Raw genomic sequence first — 17588 nt, 5'->3', positions numbered from 1 at the left:
CCAGCAGCCGGGCACGATGGGCGCGTGCCGTCCCCGCCCGCCGCCGTGCCGGGCGGGGAGGAGCCGCTGCCGCGGGGGCACCGGGCCGGCGACCCCGCGCTGCGCCGCGCGTCGGGAGCGGTGTTCCTCGCCGGCGTCGCCGTGTTCGCCGTCCTCTACGCCCCGCAGGCGCTGCTGCCCGAGCTGACCCGCGCCTTCGCCGTGTCGCCGGCCGCGGCGACCCTGTCGGTCTCGGTGGCGACGGCGGGCCTGGCGCTGGGGCTGCTCGTGCTCGGCCCGCTGTCGGACCGGATCGGCCGCCGGCCCGTGCTACGAGCGGCGCTGGCGGTCGCGAGCGAGCTGGCGGTGCTGACCGCGGTGGCGCCGGCGTGGGAGGCGCTGCTCGCCCTGCGCGGCCTGCAGGGGTTCGCGCTGGCCGGGCTGCCCGCCGTCGGCGTCGCCTACCTGCGCGAGGAGCTGGACGCGTCGGTGAGCTCGCGGGCGATCGGGCTGTTCGTCGGCGGCACGGCGATCGGCGGGCTCAGCGGCCGGGTGGTCGCCGGGGCGCTGGCCGACCTCGGCGGCTGGCGGACGGCGGTCGGCGGCATCGCCGGGCTCGCGGTGGCCTGCACGGTCGCCGTCTGGGTGCTGCTGCCGGCCTCGCGCCGGTTCGTCGCGGTGCCGCGGGAGACGCCGGTGCTGCACCAGCTCGCCCGCGGCTTCGGCGACCCGGTGCTGCTCGGCCTCTACGGGCTGGCGGCGCTGCTGATGGGCGGGTTCGTGGCGGTCTACAACGCGGGCACGTTCCGGCTGGAGGCGCAGCCGTACGGGCTGTCGCCCGCGCTGGCCGGCCTGGTGTTCCTCACCTACCTGCTGGGGTCGGTGGCCTCCCCGGTCGCCGGCGCCCTGGCCGAGCGGGTGGGGCGGCGGGTGGTGGTCCCGGTGGCGCTGGCGGTGACCGCGGCGGGCCTCGCGCTGACCCTGGCCGCGCCGCTGGCGCTGTTCGTCACGGGCCTGGCGGTGCTGACGGTCGGCTTCTTCGCCGCGCACGGCGTGGCCAGCGGCTGGGTGGCCGCGCGGGCGGCGCTGGGGGAGCGGCCGGTCGGGCAGGCCGCCTCGCTGTACTCGTTCTGGTACTACGTCGGCTCGTCGGTGGGCGGCACGCTGGCCGGCCGGGCCTGGGCGACCGCGGGGTGGCCGGGCGCGGTGGCCATCGCGGGCACCGGCATCGGCGGGGCGCTGGTGCTGGCCCTGCTGCTCGGGCGCAGCACCGCGCTGGGCCGGGGCTGAGGGGCGGGTGCCCTCCGGCACCCGCCCCTGGCAGGAGGGTCCTTCCTCAGTCGGTGGCGGAGTGCAACTCCGCGCCGGCCGGGTCGGCGTCGTCGGAGCCGACGGCCTGCCGCTCCTGCTCGGTGCGGTGCTGCAGCCAGTCGTCGTCCGGCCGCGGGTCGGTCTTCCCGTGCTGCTGACGGTCGCGCGGCGCCGACTCCTCGGTGTCCATGACGTCGTCGAGGGTCGGGCGGTCGGGTTCGGTCATCGGAGTGCCTCCGCTGCGTCGTCGTCGATCGGTCCCGGAGGCCATAGCCGTCGCGACGGGCGGGAAACCCCTAGCGCTGCTCGAGCGACCCCGCCGGCAGCCACGCCTCGACGAGCACCGGGCCGTGCGGCCCGGGGACGGCGTAGGCGACCCGGCCCTGCCAGCCGCCGGCGGACTGGCGCCACTCGACGAGCAGGCCGGGGACGGTCCCGTCCGCGCCGGGCGGGGTGCGCACCCAGCAGTGCCGGCCCGCCGGTGCCCGTGCCGGCGGCCGCGGGGGGACCTCCGGGGCCGGAGCCGGCGCGACGCCGGAGTCCGCGGCCCGCTCGCCGAGCGACGGCCGTGACCTGCCCCGATGCATCCCGCCTGCCACGTGCGCAGTGTGTCACGGTGATCGAACACGCGTTCGGACGGCGGCTGCCGGCGCCATGTCGCCGTGTCGGCGTGTCGACTCGGTGACACGCCGACATGTCGGTGATCCCGGTCACACTCTGTGCGGGTAGTCACCTACTCGTTACGAACCGTTGTTGGAGTGTGCACGGCGGCTGCTTAGCGTCGCTCACGTCCTGGCACCTGCCTGAAGGGTCCTCAGTGCTCTCATCAACCGGCTCCCGGCGCCTGCTCGCGCGCCGGGCGGCACTCGGCGCCGCTGCCGTGGCCGTCGCCGTCACGGGTCTCCCGACCGCCGCGTCGGCCGCGCCCACCACGCCGTTCCTCTCCGAGATCCACTACGACAACGTCGGCACCGACACCGGTGAGTTCGTCGAGGTGACCTTCCCGCCCGGCACGACCTCGGACGGGTGGCGGGTCGTCCTCTACAACGGGGACCTGGGGACCGGTTCCACGGCTCGCAAGGCCTACGACGACGACGCCCTGCCCGCTGTGGTCGACGGGGTCGCGGTCGTCGAGTACCCGTCGAACGGTGTCCAGAACGGCGGCCCCGACGGACTCGCCCTGGTCCGTCCGGACGGCACCGTGGCCGAGTTCCTGTCCTACGAGGGTGTGTTCACCGCCCTCGACGGTCCGGCGGCCGGCCAGACCAGCGTCGACATCAAGGCCTCCGAGGCGGGCAACGAGCCGGCCGGTCAGTCGCTGTCGCGGACCTTCTCCTCGGCCGCCGACACCCTCGGCACCTGGGCGCTCGGCGCCAACACCAAGGGCTCCGTCAACGGCGGGGGGACGACCACCCCGCCGGCACCGTCGTTCTCCTGCGAGGTGGCGACCACCCACGAGATCGGCGCCGTCCAGGGCGCCGGGGCGAGCACCCCGCTGGGCGGCCAGACGGTGACCGTGCGGGGCGTCGTCGTCGGCGACGTGCCCGGCCTCGACGGCTTCCACCTGCAGGACGCCGACGGCGACGGGAACGCGGCCACCTCGGACGGCGTGTTCGTCTACAGCCCGGGCACCGCGGTCGACCTCGGGGACACCGTCGCCGTGCGCGGCGCCGTGAGCGAGTTCGGCGGCCAGACGCAGATCACCGCGCGCACCGACGTCGCGGTCTGCGCCGACGGCACCGCCGAGGACCTGCCGGAGCCCGCCCGGCTCGACCTGCCCGCCGAGGACGCCGAGCGCGAGCGGCTCGAGGGCATGCTCGTCGCGCCCGTCGACACCCTCACCGTCAGCGAGGTCTTCGACCTGACCAGCCACGGCGAGCTGACCCTCTCCGAGGGCGGCCTGCTCGTGCAGCCCACCGAGCTCGCCCGCCCCGGCGCCGAGGCGGAGGCCATCGCCGCCGAGAACGCGATGCGCGGCATCGTCCTCGACGACGGCGTGAGCGCCCGGGTGAGCGTCACCACCCGGCCGTACCTGACGCCGCAGGCCCCGGTCCGCGTGGGCGACGAGCTCGCGTTCACCGAGCCGCTGGTCCTCGGCTACGGCTTCAACGCCTGGCGTCTGCAGCCGGCCGACGGCACCGCCGCCGGTGTCTTCGCGGGTCAGAACACCCGCCCGGCCGCGCCGGACGCCGTCCCCGGCGACGTGCGGGTCGGCGCGTTCAACGTCCTGAACTACTTCCTGACGCTCGGCGGCCCCGACGCCCGGGGGGCCACGAGTCAGCGCGAGTTCGAGCAGCAGGCCGGGAAGATCGTCCCGGCGATCAACGCCCTCGGCGCCGACGTCGTGACGCTGATGGAGATCGAGGACACCGACTCCACCGGCCGCAACCCGGGGGACGCCGATGCCGCGCTCGCCGACCTGGTGACCCGCCTCAACGCGGACGCCGGGTACGAGAAGTGGGCCCACGTCCCGCTGCCCGAGGAGCTCTACGACGTCGACCGCGACGTCATCCGCAGCGCGATCATCTACCAGGTCGGCGTCGTCCAGCCGGTCGGGGAGCCCGTCGGCCTGGTCGACGAGGAGGTCTGGGACAACGCCCGCGAGCCGCAGGCGCAGACCTTCGTCAAGGACGGCGACGCCTTCACCGTGGTGGCCAACCACTTCAAGTCCAAGGGCTCGGGCGACTCGGCCACGGGTGACAACGCCGACGCCGGGGACGGCCAGGGCGCCTGGAACGGCGACCGGGTCCGCCAGGCCGAGTCGCTCGCCGCGTTCGTCGACGAGCTGCGGGAGCGCGACCCCGACGTCATCTCCCTCGGCGACTACAACGCCTACACGCAGGAGGACCCGATCGTGGCCCTCGAGGCCGCCGGGCTGACCGACCTCGGGTCGCGGTTCGACGCGGACCGGTACAGCTACGTCTTCGACAACCTGTCCGGCTCGCTCGACCACGCCCTGGCCACCGCATCCCTGACCGCGAAGGTGAGGGGAGCCGTGCACTGGAACATCAACTCGGTCGAGTCCTTCGCCTACCAGTACGCGGGCGACGAGGCGCTCTACGCGGCGAACCCGTTCCGCTCGAGCGACCACGACCCGCTGCTGGTCGGGATCGACCTGGACGAGCGCTGCGACGGCCTCGCCCCGACGATCCGCGGCACCGCGGGGGACGACGTCCTGCGCGGCACCAACGGCGTCGACGTGATCATGGGCCTCGGCGGCGACGACACGATCACCGGCGGCAACGCCGACGACGTCGTCTGCGGCGGAGCGGGCGACGACCGGCTGTCCGGCGAGAACGGCGACGACCTGCTGCTCGGCGGCTTCGGTGTCGACACGCTCGACGGCGGCAACGGCGACGACACGCTCGTCGGCGGGCCCGGCACCGACACCCTGACCCAGGGCCGCGGCGCCGGCAGCACCGAGCAGGACGGCGCCGAGTCCTGACGACCGGCACCTGAACGCGCGTCCGGCGCGGCACCCGAGCGGGTGCCGCGCCGGACGTGTCTCGCGGGCCGCTCAGTCCCGACGGGCCTCCCCGCCGGCCTGCTCGCCGATCGCGTCCTCCTCGGGGTCGGTCGTCGCGAGCACGCCCGCGGCGAGGGTCTGTGCGACCTCCTGCAGCAGCGGGTGCCCCGGGAGGTCCTCGACGGGCACCGGCAGCGGCAGCGACCAGTTGGGCCGGTCGGTGGTGCCGGGCACGTTGGGCCGGCGCCGCACGGCGAGCGCGTCGTCGAGGGTGGCCGACAGCAGCAGCGACGGCGCCCGCCCGAGCAGCTCGTGCGCCCGCTTCACCGCCGTCTCCGGCTTCTCGTTCTCCCGCAGCCCCGGCAGCCGCTCCAGCAGGGACCGCCGGCCGCGCTCGAGCTCCTCGTCGCTGCCGGTGCCGTGCTCGCGCTGCTCGTCGACGTCGGCCCCGGTCCACAGCCCCGCCACCGTCGGCAGGTCGTGCGTGGTGATCGCGGCCATCGCCTCCTCGGGCCACTCGGCCGGGTCGTCGTCCTCGAACCACAGCAGCCGGTAGCTGAGGATGCCGTGCTCGGCCATGGCCTCCCGGACGCCGTCCTCGACCGTGCCCAGGTCCTCGCCGACGACGACCGCCTGCGCCCGGTGGCTCTCCAGCGCGACGATGTCCAGCAGGTCCTCGGCGGGGTAGCGGACGTAGGCGCCGTCGGCCGCGCTGGCGCCCGAGGGCACCCACCACAGCCGGAACAGGCCCATGACGTGGTCGATGCGCAGGCCGCCGGCGCCGGCCATCGTGGCGCGGATCGACTCGACGAACGGCTCGTAGTCCCACTCCTGCAGCCGCCACGGGACCAGCGGCGGGGAGCCCCAGTCCTGGCCCTGCGCGTTGAACTCGTCCGGCGGCGCCCCGACGGTCGCGCCCTGCGCGAGCACCCCCTGCCAGGTCCAGGCGTCGGCGCCGCCGCCGGCCACGCCGATCGGCAGGTCCTGGATGACCGTCATGCCCTCGGTGGCGCGCTCGAGCTGCAGCGACAGGCACCACTGCAGCCAGGCGTGGAAGGCGACGTCGCGCTCGTGCTCGGCCGCGAAGGAGCCGACGGCGCCGCTGCGCGGGTCGCGCAGCTCCTCGGGCCAGGTGTGCCAGTCGGGGCCGTGGACGTCGGCCAGCGCGCACCAGGTGGCCCAGTCCTGCAGCTTCTGCCCCTGGTGCCACCACCAGTCGGGGAAGGCGGGGTCGTCGCGGCCGGTGGCGTCGAACACCCGGCGCAGGACCTCGCGCTTGTGCGCCCAGACCGCGTCGCGGTCGATCAGGTCGCCCTCGGACAGGGCGCGGCCGGCGTCGCCGTCGAGGTCGACGCGGTCGGCGCCGGGCACCTCCTCGACGCGGAGGTAGACGGGGTTGCGGAAGCGGCGGGTGGCCGGCAGGTAGGGGCTGGCCTCCTGCTGCGGGGTCGGGGCGACGGCGTGCAGCGGGTTGATGAGCACGAAGCCCGCGCCCTGGCCGGCGGCCATCTCGCGGACGGCGCGCAGGTCGGCGAGGTCGCCGATGCCCCAGCTGCCGCGGCCGCGGGTGGCGTAGAGCTGCACCGCCCAGCCCCACGCGCGGTCCTCGGGCAGCCAGCACCGGCCGGGGGACACGACCAGCCGGCGCCGGGGGCCCCCGGGCTCCTGCAGCCAGTGGTAGCCCAGCGGGAAGTCGGCGGGCAGTTCGCCGTCGACGTGCCGGGTGGACCCGTCCTCGAGGGTCACCTCGGCCTCGTCGACCTCCAGGACGTCGCCGGGGCGGGCGACGATGGGCGCCCGGTGCTCGAGGTCCTCCGGCGGCTCGCCGATCACCTCCCGCAGGCGGTCGATGGTGGCCTGGGCGACCTCGTGTTCCTCGTCGAGGGCGTCGAGCCAGGTGGCGTCGATGCCCCAGCGGTCGGTGCTGCTGGTGCGTGTCACCCCCCGATCCTCACGGCGGGCCCGGGTGATCGCAGCGCAGGCGCGGCGTGGCGCCGGTCTCCTCCCGTCCCCGCCCGGCCGGCCGCGGTTCCGGCACTCGGCGGTCCTGTGGCCGCTGACGAGGCGCTGGGGTAGGCACGACCGGTGACCGTGATCGGCTTCCACAACTCGCACGAGCAGGTCCACCCGGCCGAGCTCCTGGCCGCCTCGCAGCACGCCGAGGAGGTCGGCTTCACCGCGGCGATGTGCTCGGACCACCTGACGCCGTGGAACCCGCGGCAGGGGGAGTCGGGCTTCGCGTGGTCCTGGCTCGGCGCCGCGCTGGCCACCACCGGGCTGCCCTTCGGCGTGGTCAACGCCCCCGGGCAGCGCTACCACCCGGTGATCGTGGCGCAGGCGATCGCGACCCTCGGCGCGATGTTCCCCGGCCGGTTCTGGGCCGCGCTGGGGTCGGGCGAGGCGATGAACGAGCACGTCACCGGGCACGTGTGGCCGAACAAGGAGATCCGCGACGCGCGGCTGCGCGAGTGCGTCGACGTCATCCGCGCGCTGCTGGCCGGCGAGGAGGTCAGCCACGACGGGCTGGTCGTCGTCGACCGCGCGCAGATCTGGACGCTGCCCGAGCAGCAGCCCGCGCTCATCGCGCCCGCCGTCACCGCCCGCACCGCCGCCCGGCACGCCGAGTGGGCCGACGGGCTGGTCACCATCAACCAGCCGCACGACGTGCTGCGTGACGTCGTCTCGTCCTACCGGGACGCCGGCGGGCAGGGGACGCTGACCATCCAGGTGCACGTCTCCTGGGACCCCGACGAGGACCGTGCGCTGGCCGTCGCGCACGACCAGTGGCGCAGCAACGTGTTCCCGCCGCCGCTGTGCTGGGACCTGGACACGACGACGGCCTTCGACCAGGCCAGCGCGCACGTGCGCCCCGAGGACGTGACGACGGCGGTGCGGGTGTCCTCGGACCTCGGGCAGCACGCCGCGTGGATCGCCGAGTACGTCGACCTCGGCTTCGACCAGGTCTACCTGCACCACGTGGGCAAGGAGCAGAAGCCGTTCCTCGACGCGTTCGGCGAGCACGTGCTGCCGCGGCTCGACGTCACCCGGCCCGCGCCGGCCGTCGCGGTCAACCCGCTGCGGCCGCACCAGGAGCCCCAGCCCGCCGTCCTCAAGTAGCCGTCCGAAGCGGTCCTGCACCGTCCGGTTGCCGCGCGGGGCCGTGATCGACAGGCTCGCCGGGTGCGGATCACGGACACGGCGGACCTCTGGTGGAAGACGGCGGTCGTGTACTGCCTCGACGTCGAGACGTTCATGGACTGGGACGGCGACGGGTGCGGCGACCTCGCGGGCCTGGCCCAGCGGATCGACCACCTCGCCGACCTCGGCGTCACCTGCCTGTGGCTGATGCCCTTCTACCCGACCGCCGAGCGCGACGACGGCTACGACATCACCGACTTCTACGGCGTCGACCCGCGGCTGGGCACGCACGGCGACCTGGTCGAGGTCATCCGCACGGCCAACGACCGCGGCATCCGGGTGATCGCCGACCTCGTCGTCAACCACACCTCGATCCAGCACCCCTGGTTCCAGCAGGGCCGGCAGAGCCGCGACGCGCCCTTCCACGACTTCTACGTGTGGCGCGACGACGAGCCGCCGGACACCTCCGACCAGGTCGTCTTCCCCGACCAGGAGGACTCGGTCTGGACGCGCAACGAGCCGACGGGGGAGTGGTACCTGCACCGGTTCTACAAGGAGCAGCCCGACCTCGACGTCACCAACCCGCGGGTGCGCGACGAGGTCGCCAGGCTCATGGGCTTCTGGCTGCAGCTGGGGCTGTCGGGCTTCCGCGTGGACGCCGTCCCGTTCTTCCTCGAGACCCAGGACGGCGCCGACGCCGAGCACTTCCCCGACCCGCACGAGTACCTGCGCGCGCTGCGCTCACTGGTCGGCCGGCGCACCGGCAGCGGCGTGCTGCTCGGCGAGGTGAACCTGCCGCACGAGCAGCAGCGGGAGTTCTTCGGCGGCGACGACGGCGACGAGCTGACCATGCTGTTCGACTTCGTCGGCATGCAGGCGATGTACCTGTCGCTGGCCCGCGCCGACGCCGGCCCGCTGGTGCGGGCGCTCACCGGCCGCCCCGAGGTGGACCCCGACAGCCAGTGGGCCACCTTCGTCCGCAACCACGACGAGCTCACCCTCGACAAGCTCTCCGAGGACGAGCGCAAGGAGGTCTTCGCCGCCTTCGGCCCCGAGGAGCGCATGCAGGTCTACGGCCGCGGCCTGCGCCGCCGGCTGCCGCCCATGCTCGACGGCGACCCGCGGCGGGTGCGCATGGTCTACAGCCTGCTGTTCTCGCTGCCCGGCACGCCGGTGCTCTTCTACGGCGAGGAGATCGGCATGGGCGAGGACCTCGACGCCGAGGGCCGGCTCGCCGTGCGGACGCCGATGCAGTGGACCGCCGGGCGCAACGGCGGCTTCTCCACCGCCGACGCCGACCGGCTCCCCGGGCCCGTGGTCACCGGCGGCTTCGCCCCCGAGTTCGTCAACGTCGCCGACCAGCGCCGCGACCCGGACTCGCTGCTGTCGTTCATGAAGCTGCTCATCCGCCGCTACCGCGAGTCGCCGGAGCTGGGCTGGGGCTCGTTCCGGGTGCTCGGGCAGCCGCACCCGGAGGTGCTCGCGCACGTCTGCGAGTGGGACGACGGCACGCTGGTCGCCGTGCACAACCTGGGCCCCGAGCCGCGCGTCGTGCCGCTCGTGCTCGACGGCTGCGACGCCTCGCACCGGCTGGAGGACCTGCTGGTCACCCAGACCACGCCGATCGGCGACGACGGCGCGGTGGAGCTGGCGCTCGACGGCTACGGGTACCGCTGGCTGCGGGTGGTCGCCGAGGACAGCCGCCGGCTGCTCTGACGCCCCGTCATCCCGGGATGACGGGGCGTGGTCGCGCGCCGCGTCGTCCCGGTGCCGGACCGGTGGGTCCCGCCGCGCCCGGCCGACCTGCGCGGGCCTGTCGGAGGGGCGGCCTAGCGTCGCCGGTGATGACCGAGCCCGCCGTCCCCGCGCACCCCGCCCCGCCGACCGCACCCACGACCGCCCCCGTGCAGTACCCGCCCGGCGACCCGGGTGCGGGCGGGGCGACCGCGGCCGGCCAGGCGTCCCCCGGAACCGCCGCCCCTGCCCCCGGCGGCCCTCCGGGCGGACCGGCGGCGGGCGGACCGGCGACGGGCGGGCCCGTACCCGGCGCCGAGGGCGGCCCCCACCCGACCGGGCCGGTGACCGGGCGGCCGCCGGTGGTCCGGGCCCGCCGGGGCGACCCGCTGACCCGCATGGGCCCGTGGGCGCCGGCCGCCGGCGCGGTCCTCGGCCTGCTGGCCGGGGTGGTCGCCGTCCTGCTGCTCGGCGGGCGGGCCGAGGCGTTCGCCGAGCGCCTGGCGCTGGTGTTCCTCGTCGTCGGGCTGGTGATGCTCGGCGCGGCCGGGGCGCTGCTGGCCGACGAGGTGCGGCTGGTCCGCCGCGGCGCCCGGGAGGCCGCGGTGCGCCCGGCCTGGGTGGAGGCGACCGCGGGGCTGATCAACGGGCTGACCCCGGCCCGCCTGCTGCTCGGCTCCAGCGCGTTCGTGCTCTTCCTCGCCGCCTACACCGCCCGGTAGGGGCGGCTCAGCCCACCGTGTCCGGGTCGCGCAGCGTGGCGGGGTCCAGCCGGCCCTCGACGATGTCGTCGGCGACGTCGTCGACCACCCGCCCGGTGGCGAAGGCGCGCGCGCGGAGCACGGTGAGGGTGTCCACGACGTCGAGGCCGAGCGCCACCGTGGCCACGCCGGTCGCCTGCCACACGCGGCTGCGGCGGCGGGCGTCGGGGGAGTCCCACCACCGGTGCCCGCCCTCGTCGGCCACCCCGCCGGAGGCCCGCACCAGCTCCTCGGTCAGGCACACGACGACCGCCTCGACGTCGTCGCGCGGGACGCCGGTGAGCGTGGCCGGCTCCCGCGCGTAGAGGTCGACGATCACCGTGGGTCCCAGCGGCGGGGCCAGCGGTACCGAGAACACCGCGCGGAACGGCGTCTCGCCGAGCAGCGCCTCGTGCAGCTCGGGCCAGTTGCGGTGGATGTCCTCGATGTCGAAGACGATGGCGCTGCCGGTGTCGTGGGCGCGCAGGCACGGGCCGTCGCCGGCGGTGAACTGCAGCTGCTCGGCCCGCGAGGTGGTGCGGTCGCTGGCGCCGATCGGCGTCCGCAGGCCGGCGCCCTCGTGGATGCTCAGCGCCGCGCCGTCCACCCGGACCGCCTCTGCGGCCGCCCGGGCCAGCCGGGAGGGCACCATCTCCGGGCCGTCCTCGCCGTCGCCGGGCGGGTCCTGCAGTGCGTCCAGGAACCGCGTCGCCGCGTCACTCGCCGTCACCCGTCCACTCCCGTCGTCCTGGTCACCGGTCCTCCCCGGTGGCCGCTCCCCGGACCTGCCCGTGCCGCGACCCGAGGTCACCTTGGTCCAGCGGCCCCGTGCGCACCACCCCGGGGCCCACCGCGCGGCCTCATCCGTAGGCCTGCACGGCGAGGACGACGGCCAGCCCCAGCCCGGCCAGCGCGATCAGCCGGCGCAGCAGGGTCTGCGGCACGCGCCGCACGACCCGCGGGCCGAGCCGGCCGCCGGCCAGGCAGCCCAGCGCCAGCGGCAGCGCGGCGGTCCAGGCCACCGGCGCGAGCACCACGAACCCGACGGCGGCCACCGCGTTCGCCGCCCCCAGGACGACGTTCTTGAGAGCGTTGCTGCGCGGCAGGCCCTCGCCGGTGCCCAGCAGCACCAGCGCGAGCAGCAGCACCCCGGCGGCGGCGCCGAAGTAGCCGCCGTAGACCCCGATGACGCCGGTGCCGGCGACCAGCCACCACGGGTCCCGGGTGCCGTGCAGCCGGCGGCCCTCCTCGGCCAGCTCGCCCGGCGGCCGCTGCAGCAGGATGGCCAGCGCCGCGCCGCCGATGAGCAGCGGGACCAGCCGCTCGAACGCCTCGGCGGGGGTGAGCAGCAGCAGCGCCGCGCCCGCCACCCCGCCGACCACCCCGGCGGCCGCCAGCGGCACCAGCCGCCGGCCCTGCCCGGCCAGCTCAGGCCGGGACGCGCTCACCGACCCCACGCTGGTCAGCACCAGCGCGACCGTGTTGGTCACGTTGGCGCTCACCGGTGGCAGCCCGGTGGCCAGCAGCGCCGGGTAGCTCACCAGCGAGGCCAGCCCGGCGATGCTGCCGGCCAGCCCGGCGCCGACCCCGGCGAGGACCAGCAGCAGCCACTCCAGCGCGTTCACCGGGCCACCAGCACGCCGATGGCGACGCAGCCGAGGACGACGATCGCCGTCCGCAGGACCGCCGCGGGCAGCCGGCGGCCGTACCGGGCGCCGAGCGCGCCGCCGACCACGGAGCCGCCGGCGACCAGCCCGGCGGCGGCCCAGTCGACCCGATCGGTGGCGACGACGACGTAGGCCGTCGCCGCGACGGCGTTCACCGCGGCGCTGAGCACGTTCTTGAGCGCGTTGAGGCGCTGCAGCGGCTCCGCGAGCAGCAGCCCGAACACCCCCATCTGCAGCACGCCCTGGCTGGCGGCGAAGTAGCCGCCGTAGCTGCCGGTCGCGTACGCGCCGGCGACCAGGCCGGCCAGCCGCCACCCGCGCGGCGTCGCGCCGCCGTCGGTGCGGCGGGCGGCCAGCCGGCGGGTCAGCAGCGGCTGGACGGCGACCAGCACGACGGCCAGCCCGACCAGCACCGGCACCACCGCCTCGAACGCCGCCGCCGGCAGGTGCAGCAGCAGGACCGCGCCGGTCAGCGCGCCCAGCGCCGACGCCGGCAGCAGCCGCAGCACCAGCCCCCGCTGCCCGGCGAGCTCGCGGCGGTAGCCGACCGCGCCGCTGACGTTGCCCGGCACGAGCCCCAGCGTGTTCGACACGCTCGCGGTGACCGGCGGCAGCCCGGTGGCCAGCAGCACCGGGAAGGTGACCAGCGTCCCGGACCCGACGACGGCGTTGATCGCGCCCGCCGCGCCCCCGGCGGCGAGCACGGCGGCGATCTCCGCTCCGGTCATGCGCACATCGCCGTCGAGCCTGGCACGCCGGTCCGCGCGGCCCGGCCGCGGCTCCCGGACCGTGGTGGGATCGGCCGGTGACGGGGTCCCCAGCACGTCCACCGGTCCACCTGCTGCGCGTCCCGTTCGACTCCGGCCACGAGGAGCTCCGGACGGGGGCGGGCCCGACGGCGCTGGCCCGCGGCGGGGCCGCCGGCCGGTTGCGCGGGCGCGGGCACGCCGTGACCGAGCAGGTGCTCCGCCCGGGGGGCGCCTGGCGGGCCGAGCTGACGACGGCCTTCGAGCTCTGCCGCGCGGTCGCCTCGGCCGTGGCCACGGTCCGCCCGTCGGGAGCGGTGCCGGTGCTGCTGTCCGGCAACTGCGGCACGACCCTCGGCGTCCTCGCCGGCCTGTCCGGGTCCGGCCGGCGGATCGGGCTGGTCTGGCTCGACGCCCACGGCGACTTCAACACCCCCGAGGAGGACACCGGCGGGTTCCTCGACGGGCAGGGCCTGGCGGTCGTGGCCGGCCGCTGCTGGCGCGCGCTCGCCGCGCGCGTCCCGGGGTTCGTGCCGCTGGACGAGCGCGACGTCGTGCTCGCCGGCGCCCGCGACCTCTCCCCGGCGCAGCAGGCCGTCCTGCGGGCGTCGGGCGTCGCCTGGCTCCCGCCGGGGCGGGTGCGCGACGGCGCGGCGCTCGACGCCGCCCTGACCGCCCTCGCCGCCCGCGTGGACGCCGTCCACCTGCACGTCGACCTCGACGTCTACGACCCGTCGATCGCCCCGGCCAACGACTACGCCGCGCCGGACGGGCTCGGCGCCGGTGACGTGCTCGACCTGCTGGAGCGGACGGCGTCGCGGCTGCCGGTGGTGTCGCTGACGCTGGCTTCCTACGACCCCGCCCTCGACCCGGCGGGGCGGCTGCGGGCGACGGCGCTGGACCTGCTCGAGGCGGTCTGCGCCCGCGCCACGCCGCTGCCGTCCTGAGGTCAGGCGTCCTTGCGGCCGGCGTCGACGACGCGCAGCACCAGCTCGCCGGCCTCGTCGGAGGCGGCCAGGTCGACCTCGGCGTCGATGCCCCAGTCGTGGTCGCCGGCCGGGTCGTCGAGGATCTGCCGCACCCGCCAGACGCCGGGCTCGCTGCGGTCCCAGACCAGCAGCGCCGGGCCGCGGGCGTCGGCGCCGGTGCCCACCTCGGCGTGCTCGGCGAAGTAGCCGCGGACCACCTCGCCCCACCGCTCGGCGTCCCAGCCGGAGCCGGCGTCGAGCTCGCCGAGGTCGTACCAGCGGCGCCGCGCCCACAGCTGCACCCGGGCGAACAGCGCGTTGCGGACCATCGCGGTGAACGCCCGCTCGTTGCCGGTGAGCGGCCGGGCCCGCGCCGGGACGGCGACCGGCTCGTCCAGCGGCTGGTCCGGGCTGGTCAGCTGCTCCCACTCGTCGAGCAGGCTGGAGTCCACCTGCCGCACCAGCTCGCCGAGCCACTCGACGAGGTCGGTGACCTCCTCGGTGCGCGCGGCCGCGGGCACGCCGGACCGCAGCGCCTTCACCGCGTCGGAGAGGTAGCGCAGCACCGCGCCCTCGGAGCGGGTCAGCCCGTAGGTGGACACCAGCTCCTTGAACGTCATCGCCCGCTCCCACGTCTCGCGGACGACCGACTTCGGCGAGGGGTGCGCGTCGGCGGCCCACGGGTTGCTGCGCACGTAGACGGCGAAGGCGTGCTCGAGCAGCTCCTCGAGCGGCTTCGGGTAGGTGACGTCCTCGAGCAGCTCGATCCGCTCGTCGTACTCGATGCCCTCGGCCTTCATCTGCGCGACCGCCTCGCCGCGCGCCTTGTTCAGCTGCGCGGCCAGGATCTGCCGCGGGTCGTCGAGGGTGGCCTCGACGACGCTGACGACGTCGAGGGCGAAGGTGTCCGAGGCGGGGTCGAGCAGCTCGATCGCGGCGAGGGCGAACGTCGACAGCGGCTGGTTGAGCGCGAAGTCCGGCGGCAGGTCGACCGTCAGCCGGTGGCGCCGGCCGTCGGGCTCCGGCTCGGGCAGCCGCTCCAGCACGCCGGCCTGCAGCAGCGAGCGGGCGATGCCCACGGCCTCCCGGATGAGCCGCAGCTGCCGCTTGCGCGGCTCGTGGTTGTCGGTGAGCAGCCGGCGCAGCGCCGCGACCGGGTCGCCGGGCCGGTCGACGACGTCGAGCAGCATCGCCGTCGTCACCCGCATGTGGCTGGTCAGCGGCTCGGGCTCGGCGGCGACCAGGCGCTCCATGGTCGACTTCGACCACGGCACCATCCCCTCGGGCGCCTTCTTCCGGACCAGCTTGCGGCGCTTCTTCGGGTCGTCGGCGACCTTGGCGAACTGCCGGAGGTTCTCCACCTCGTGCTCGGGCGCCTGGACGACGACGGTGCCCGCCGTGTCGTAGCCCGCGCGCCCGGCCCGCCCGGCGATCTGGTGGAACTCGCGGGCGTTGAGCAGCCGGGTGCGGCTGCCGTCGTACTTGCTCAGCGCGGAGAACACGACGGTGCGGATGGGCACGTTGATGCCGACGCCGAGGGTGTCGGTGCCGCAGATGACCTTGAGCAGCCCGGCCTGGGCCAGCTGCTCCACCAGCCGCCGGTACTTGGGCAGCATCCCCGCGTGGTGGACGCCGATGCCGTGGCGCACCAGCCGCGACAGCGTCGTCCCGAAGGCCGAGGTGAACCGGAACCCGCCGATCGCGTCGGCGATGGCGGCCTTCTCCTCCTTGGTGCACACGTTGACGCTCATCAGCGCCTGCGCCCGCTCCAGCGCCTGGGCCTGGGTGAAGTGCACGACGTAGACCGGCGCCTGCCGGGTGTCCAGGAGCTCCTGGATGGTCTCGTGCGCCGGCGTCGTCGCGTACCAGTGGTGCAGGGGGACCGGGCGCTCGGCGCCGGCGACCAGCGCGGTGGGCCGGCCGGTGCGGCGGGAGAGGTCCTCGCGCAGCGCGTCGGTGTTGCCGAGCGTGGCGCTCATCAGCAGGAACTGCGCCCGGGGCAGCTCCAGCAGCGGCACCTGCCACGCCCACCCGCGGTCGGGGTCGCCGTAGAAGTGGAACTCGTCCATGACGACGAGGCCGATGTCGGCGCCGGCGCCCTCGCGCAGCGCCACGTTGGCGAGCACCTCGGCGGTGCAGGCGATGACCGGCGCGCCGGCGTTGACGCTCGCGTCGCCGGTGAGCATGCCGACGTTGGCCGCGCCGAACACCCCGCACAGCGCGAAGAACTTCTCGCTCACCAGGGCCTTGATCGGCGCGGTGTAGAAGCTGCGCCGTCCGGTCGCCGTCGCCGCGTACTGCGCGCCGGTGGCGACCAGGGACTTGCCCGACCCGGTCGGCGTCGCGAGGACGACGTTCGCACCGCTGACCAGCTCGATCAGCGCCTCCTCCTGGTGCGGGTACAGCGGCGTGCCGCCGTCCTCGGCCCAGGCCGCGAAGGAGGTGAACAGCTCGTCGGGGTCGCTGCCGCGCGCCCGGAGGGCGGTGAGGTCGCCGGGGTCGTCGAGCAGGGGGAGGGGCGCGGTCGCGGTCATCGTGAGGGACAGCGTGCCCGACGGTCCCGGCCTTCCCCGACGCCGGGGCGGTGTAACGAAACGGTCACGACTCGCCCGGTGGGGTGTGGCGCGGATCGCCTCCGTCGATCAAAGTGAACGGCAGGTGAACGGAAGGTGGATGAGACGCATGCTGGAGAAGAACTGCCCTGAGTGCCACTGGGTGACGGTGACCGACGCCGAGGGCCGTCGCCGGATCGAGATGCGGTGGGGCTCGCCGCAGCCGGCCGTGCAGGCGCGGCCGCGGCGCGCGGCCTGAGGACGCCCGGGTTCCGCACGGGACCGCACGGGTAGGCGGGTCGGCGAGGGCGGGACGGGGAGCAGACCCGCCCCGCCGGACCCGCCAGCAGGAGGAGCCCCCGTGTCGTCACCCCGCCCCGAGTCCCAGCCCGAGCAGCAGCAGACCCCACCGGGCACGCTCGGCGAGATGGAGCCGAAGCCCGACCACGGTGAGGAGACCTACCGCGGGTCGGGCCGGCTGGCCGGCAAGGCCGCGGTCATCACCGGCGGCGACAGCGGCATCGGCCGCGCCGTCGCGATCGCCTTCGCCCGCGAGGGCGCCGACGTGCTCATCTCGTACCTCTCCGAGCACGAGGACGCCGAGGACACCAAGAAGTACGTCGAGGAGGCCGGCCGCCGGTGCGTGCTGGTGCCCGGTGACCTCTCCGACCGGGCGCACGCCAAGACGATCATCCCGAAGGCCGTCGAGGAGTTCGGCAAGGTCGACGTCCTGGTGAACAACGCCGCCTTCCAGATGTCGCACGACAGCCTGGAGGAGGTCTCCGACGAGGAGTGGGACCACACGGTGGCCACCAACCTCACCGCGATGTTCACCCTCTGCAAGGACGTGATCCCGCACATGCCGGCGGGCGGGTCGATCATCAACTCGTCGTCGGTGAACTCCGACATGCCGAGCCCGAGCCTCGCGCCCTACGCCATGACCAAGGCCGGCATCGCGAACTTCACCGCGAGCCTCGCGCAGATGTACGCCGAGAAGGGCATCCGGGCCAACAGCGTCGCGCCCGGGCCGGTCTGGACGCCGCTGATCCCCGCGACCATGCCCGAGGAGAAGGTGGCCAGCTTCGGCCAGCAGGTGCCGATGGGCCGCGCCGGTCAGCCGGCCGAGCTCGCGCCGGTGTACGTGCTGCTGGCCAGCGACGAGGCGTCCTACGTGTCGGGCGCGCGCGTCGCGGTGACCGGCGGCAACCCGATCCTGTAGCGCCGTCCGAGGATGATCGGCTGAGCTCACGCTGCCGCGTCCTGGCTCACCGTCGGCGGTGAGCCAGG

At 75.5% G+C, this 17588-nt stretch carries 15 protein-coding genes; 8 read left to right on the top strand and 7 right to left on the bottom strand.

Annotated features, from left to right (window positions below; all coding sequences use genetic code 11):
- The first annotated feature begins 24 nt into the window (after window positions 1-24).
- Window positions 25-1269: an MFS transporter gene (locus tag ACI79L_RS22745; protein ID WP_456938976.1), complete on the top strand. Its 1245-nt coding sequence runs from the start codon at window positions 25-27 to the stop codon at window positions 1267-1269.
- A 46-nt stretch (window positions 1270-1315) separates the two neighbouring features.
- Here ACI79L_RS22745 and ACI79L_RS22740 read toward each other — a convergent pair whose 3' ends face one another.
- Window positions 1316-1516, bottom strand: a complete 201-nt coding sequence (locus ACI79L_RS22740) for a hypothetical protein (protein WP_456938975.1) — start codon at window positions 1514-1516, stop codon at window positions 1316-1318.
- A 70-nt stretch (window positions 1517-1586) separates the two neighbouring features.
- Window positions 1587-1751: a hypothetical protein gene (locus ACI79L_RS22735; RefSeq protein WP_456938974.1), complete on the bottom strand. Its 165-nt coding sequence runs from the start codon at window positions 1749-1751 to the stop codon at window positions 1587-1589.
- 419 nt (window positions 1752-2170) lie between these two features.
- Between ACI79L_RS22735 and ACI79L_RS22730 the strand changes: the two genes are divergently transcribed.
- The gene (locus tag ACI79L_RS22730; protein WP_456938973.1) at window positions 2171-4735 is read left to right on the top strand and encodes an ExeM/NucH family extracellular endonuclease; all 2565 of its coding nucleotides are present in this window, start codon (window positions 2171-2173) and stop codon (window positions 4733-4735) included.
- A gap of 72 nt (window positions 4736-4807) precedes the next feature.
- On the opposite strand, the gene malQ is transcribed toward ACI79L_RS22730, so the two are convergent.
- The gene (gene malQ / locus ACI79L_RS22725) at window positions 4808-6697 is read right to left on the bottom strand and encodes a 4-alpha-glucanotransferase (protein ID WP_456938972.1); all 1890 of its coding nucleotides are present in this window, start codon (window positions 6695-6697) and stop codon (window positions 4808-4810) included.
- Between the two features lie 144 nt (window positions 6698-6841).
- Between malQ and ACI79L_RS22720 the strand changes: the two genes are divergently transcribed.
- From ACI79L_RS22720 to ACI79L_RS22710, 3 genes are all read left to right on the top strand, one after another.
- The gene (locus tag ACI79L_RS22720) at window positions 6842-7873 is read left to right on the top strand and encodes a TIGR03885 family FMN-dependent LLM class oxidoreductase (RefSeq protein ID WP_456938971.1); all 1032 of its coding nucleotides are present in this window, start codon (window positions 6842-6844) and stop codon (window positions 7871-7873) included.
- Window positions 7874-7936: 63 nt separating this feature from the next.
- Window positions 7937-9610 (top strand): alpha-amylase family protein, encoded by a 1674-nt coding sequence (locus tag ACI79L_RS22715; protein ID WP_456938970.1) that lies wholly within the window; start codon window positions 7937-7939, stop codon window positions 9608-9610.
- A gap of 362 nt (window positions 9611-9972) precedes the next feature.
- Window positions 9973-10350: a hypothetical protein gene (locus ACI79L_RS22710; RefSeq protein WP_456938969.1), complete on the top strand. Its 378-nt coding sequence runs from the start codon at window positions 9973-9975 to the stop codon at window positions 10348-10350.
- A gap of 7 nt (window positions 10351-10357) precedes the next feature.
- Here the strand turns inward: ACI79L_RS22710 and ACI79L_RS22705 are convergent, their stop codons facing one another.
- From ACI79L_RS22705 to ACI79L_RS22695, 3 genes are all read right to left on the bottom strand, one after another.
- Entirely contained in the window at window positions 10358-11098 is a 741-nt protein-coding gene (locus ACI79L_RS22705) for a hypothetical protein (protein WP_456938968.1), read from the bottom strand.
- A 130-nt stretch (window positions 11099-11228) separates the two neighbouring features.
- Entirely contained in the window at window positions 11229-11993 is a 765-nt protein-coding gene (locus tag ACI79L_RS22700) for a sulfite exporter TauE/SafE family protein (RefSeq protein ID WP_456938967.1), read from the bottom strand.
- The gene (locus ACI79L_RS22695) at window positions 11990-12763 is read right to left on the bottom strand and encodes a sulfite exporter TauE/SafE family protein (protein WP_456938966.1); all 774 of its coding nucleotides are present in this window, start codon (window positions 12761-12763) and stop codon (window positions 11990-11992) included. The genes ACI79L_RS22700 and ACI79L_RS22695 overlap by 4 nt, the downstream gene beginning before the upstream one ends.
- A gap of 77 nt (window positions 12764-12840) precedes the next feature.
- Between ACI79L_RS22695 and ACI79L_RS22690 the strand changes: the two genes are divergently transcribed.
- Window positions 12841-13728, top strand: coding sequence for an arginase family protein (locus ACI79L_RS22690; protein ID WP_456938965.1), 888 nt, complete (start codon window positions 12841-12843; stop codon window positions 13726-13728).
- Window positions 13729-13730: 2 nt separating this feature from the next.
- On the opposite strand, the gene ACI79L_RS22685 is transcribed toward ACI79L_RS22690, so the two are convergent.
- On the bottom strand, window positions 13731-16283 hold the full coding sequence (locus ACI79L_RS22685) for a DEAD/DEAH box helicase (protein ID WP_456938964.1): 2553 nt from the start codon (window positions 16281-16283) through the stop codon (window positions 13731-13733).
- A 139-nt stretch (window positions 16284-16422) separates the two neighbouring features.
- Here ACI79L_RS22685 and ACI79L_RS22680 point away from each other — a divergent pair, with 139 nt between their 5' ends.
- Window positions 16423-16560, top strand: coding sequence for a hypothetical protein (locus ACI79L_RS22680; RefSeq protein WP_456938963.1), 138 nt, complete (start codon window positions 16423-16425; stop codon window positions 16558-16560).
- A 102-nt stretch (window positions 16561-16662) separates the two neighbouring features.
- Entirely contained in the window at window positions 16663-17520 is an 858-nt protein-coding gene (locus ACI79L_RS22675) for an SDR family oxidoreductase (protein ID WP_456938962.1), read from the top strand.
- Window positions 17521-17588 lie beyond the last annotated feature (68 nt).

The sequence above is a fragment of the Geodermatophilus sp. SYSU D00684 genome (assembly GCF_054050455.1).
Note: the sequence above shows the minus strand (reverse complement) of the source record. Positions and strands in the feature narration are given on the sequence as shown.

Excerpts from the sequence above, each read along its gene's own strand:
- ACI79L_RS22740 (WP_456938975.1), bottom strand. The coding sequence starts at position 1,516 with ATGACCGAACCCGACCGCCCGACCCTCGACGACGTCATGGACACCGAG.
- ACI79L_RS22685 (WP_456938964.1), bottom strand. The coding sequence starts at position 16,283 with ATGACCGCGACCGCGCCCCTCCCCCTGCTCGACGACCCCGGCGACCTC.
- ACI79L_RS22680 (WP_456938963.1), top strand. The coding sequence starts at position 16,423 with ATGAGACGCATGCTGGAGAAGAACTGCCCTGAGTGCCACTGGGTGACG.
- ACI79L_RS22695 (WP_456938966.1), bottom strand. The coding sequence starts at position 12,763 with ATGACCGGAGCGGAGATCGCCGCCGTGCTCGCCGCCGGGGGCGCGGCG.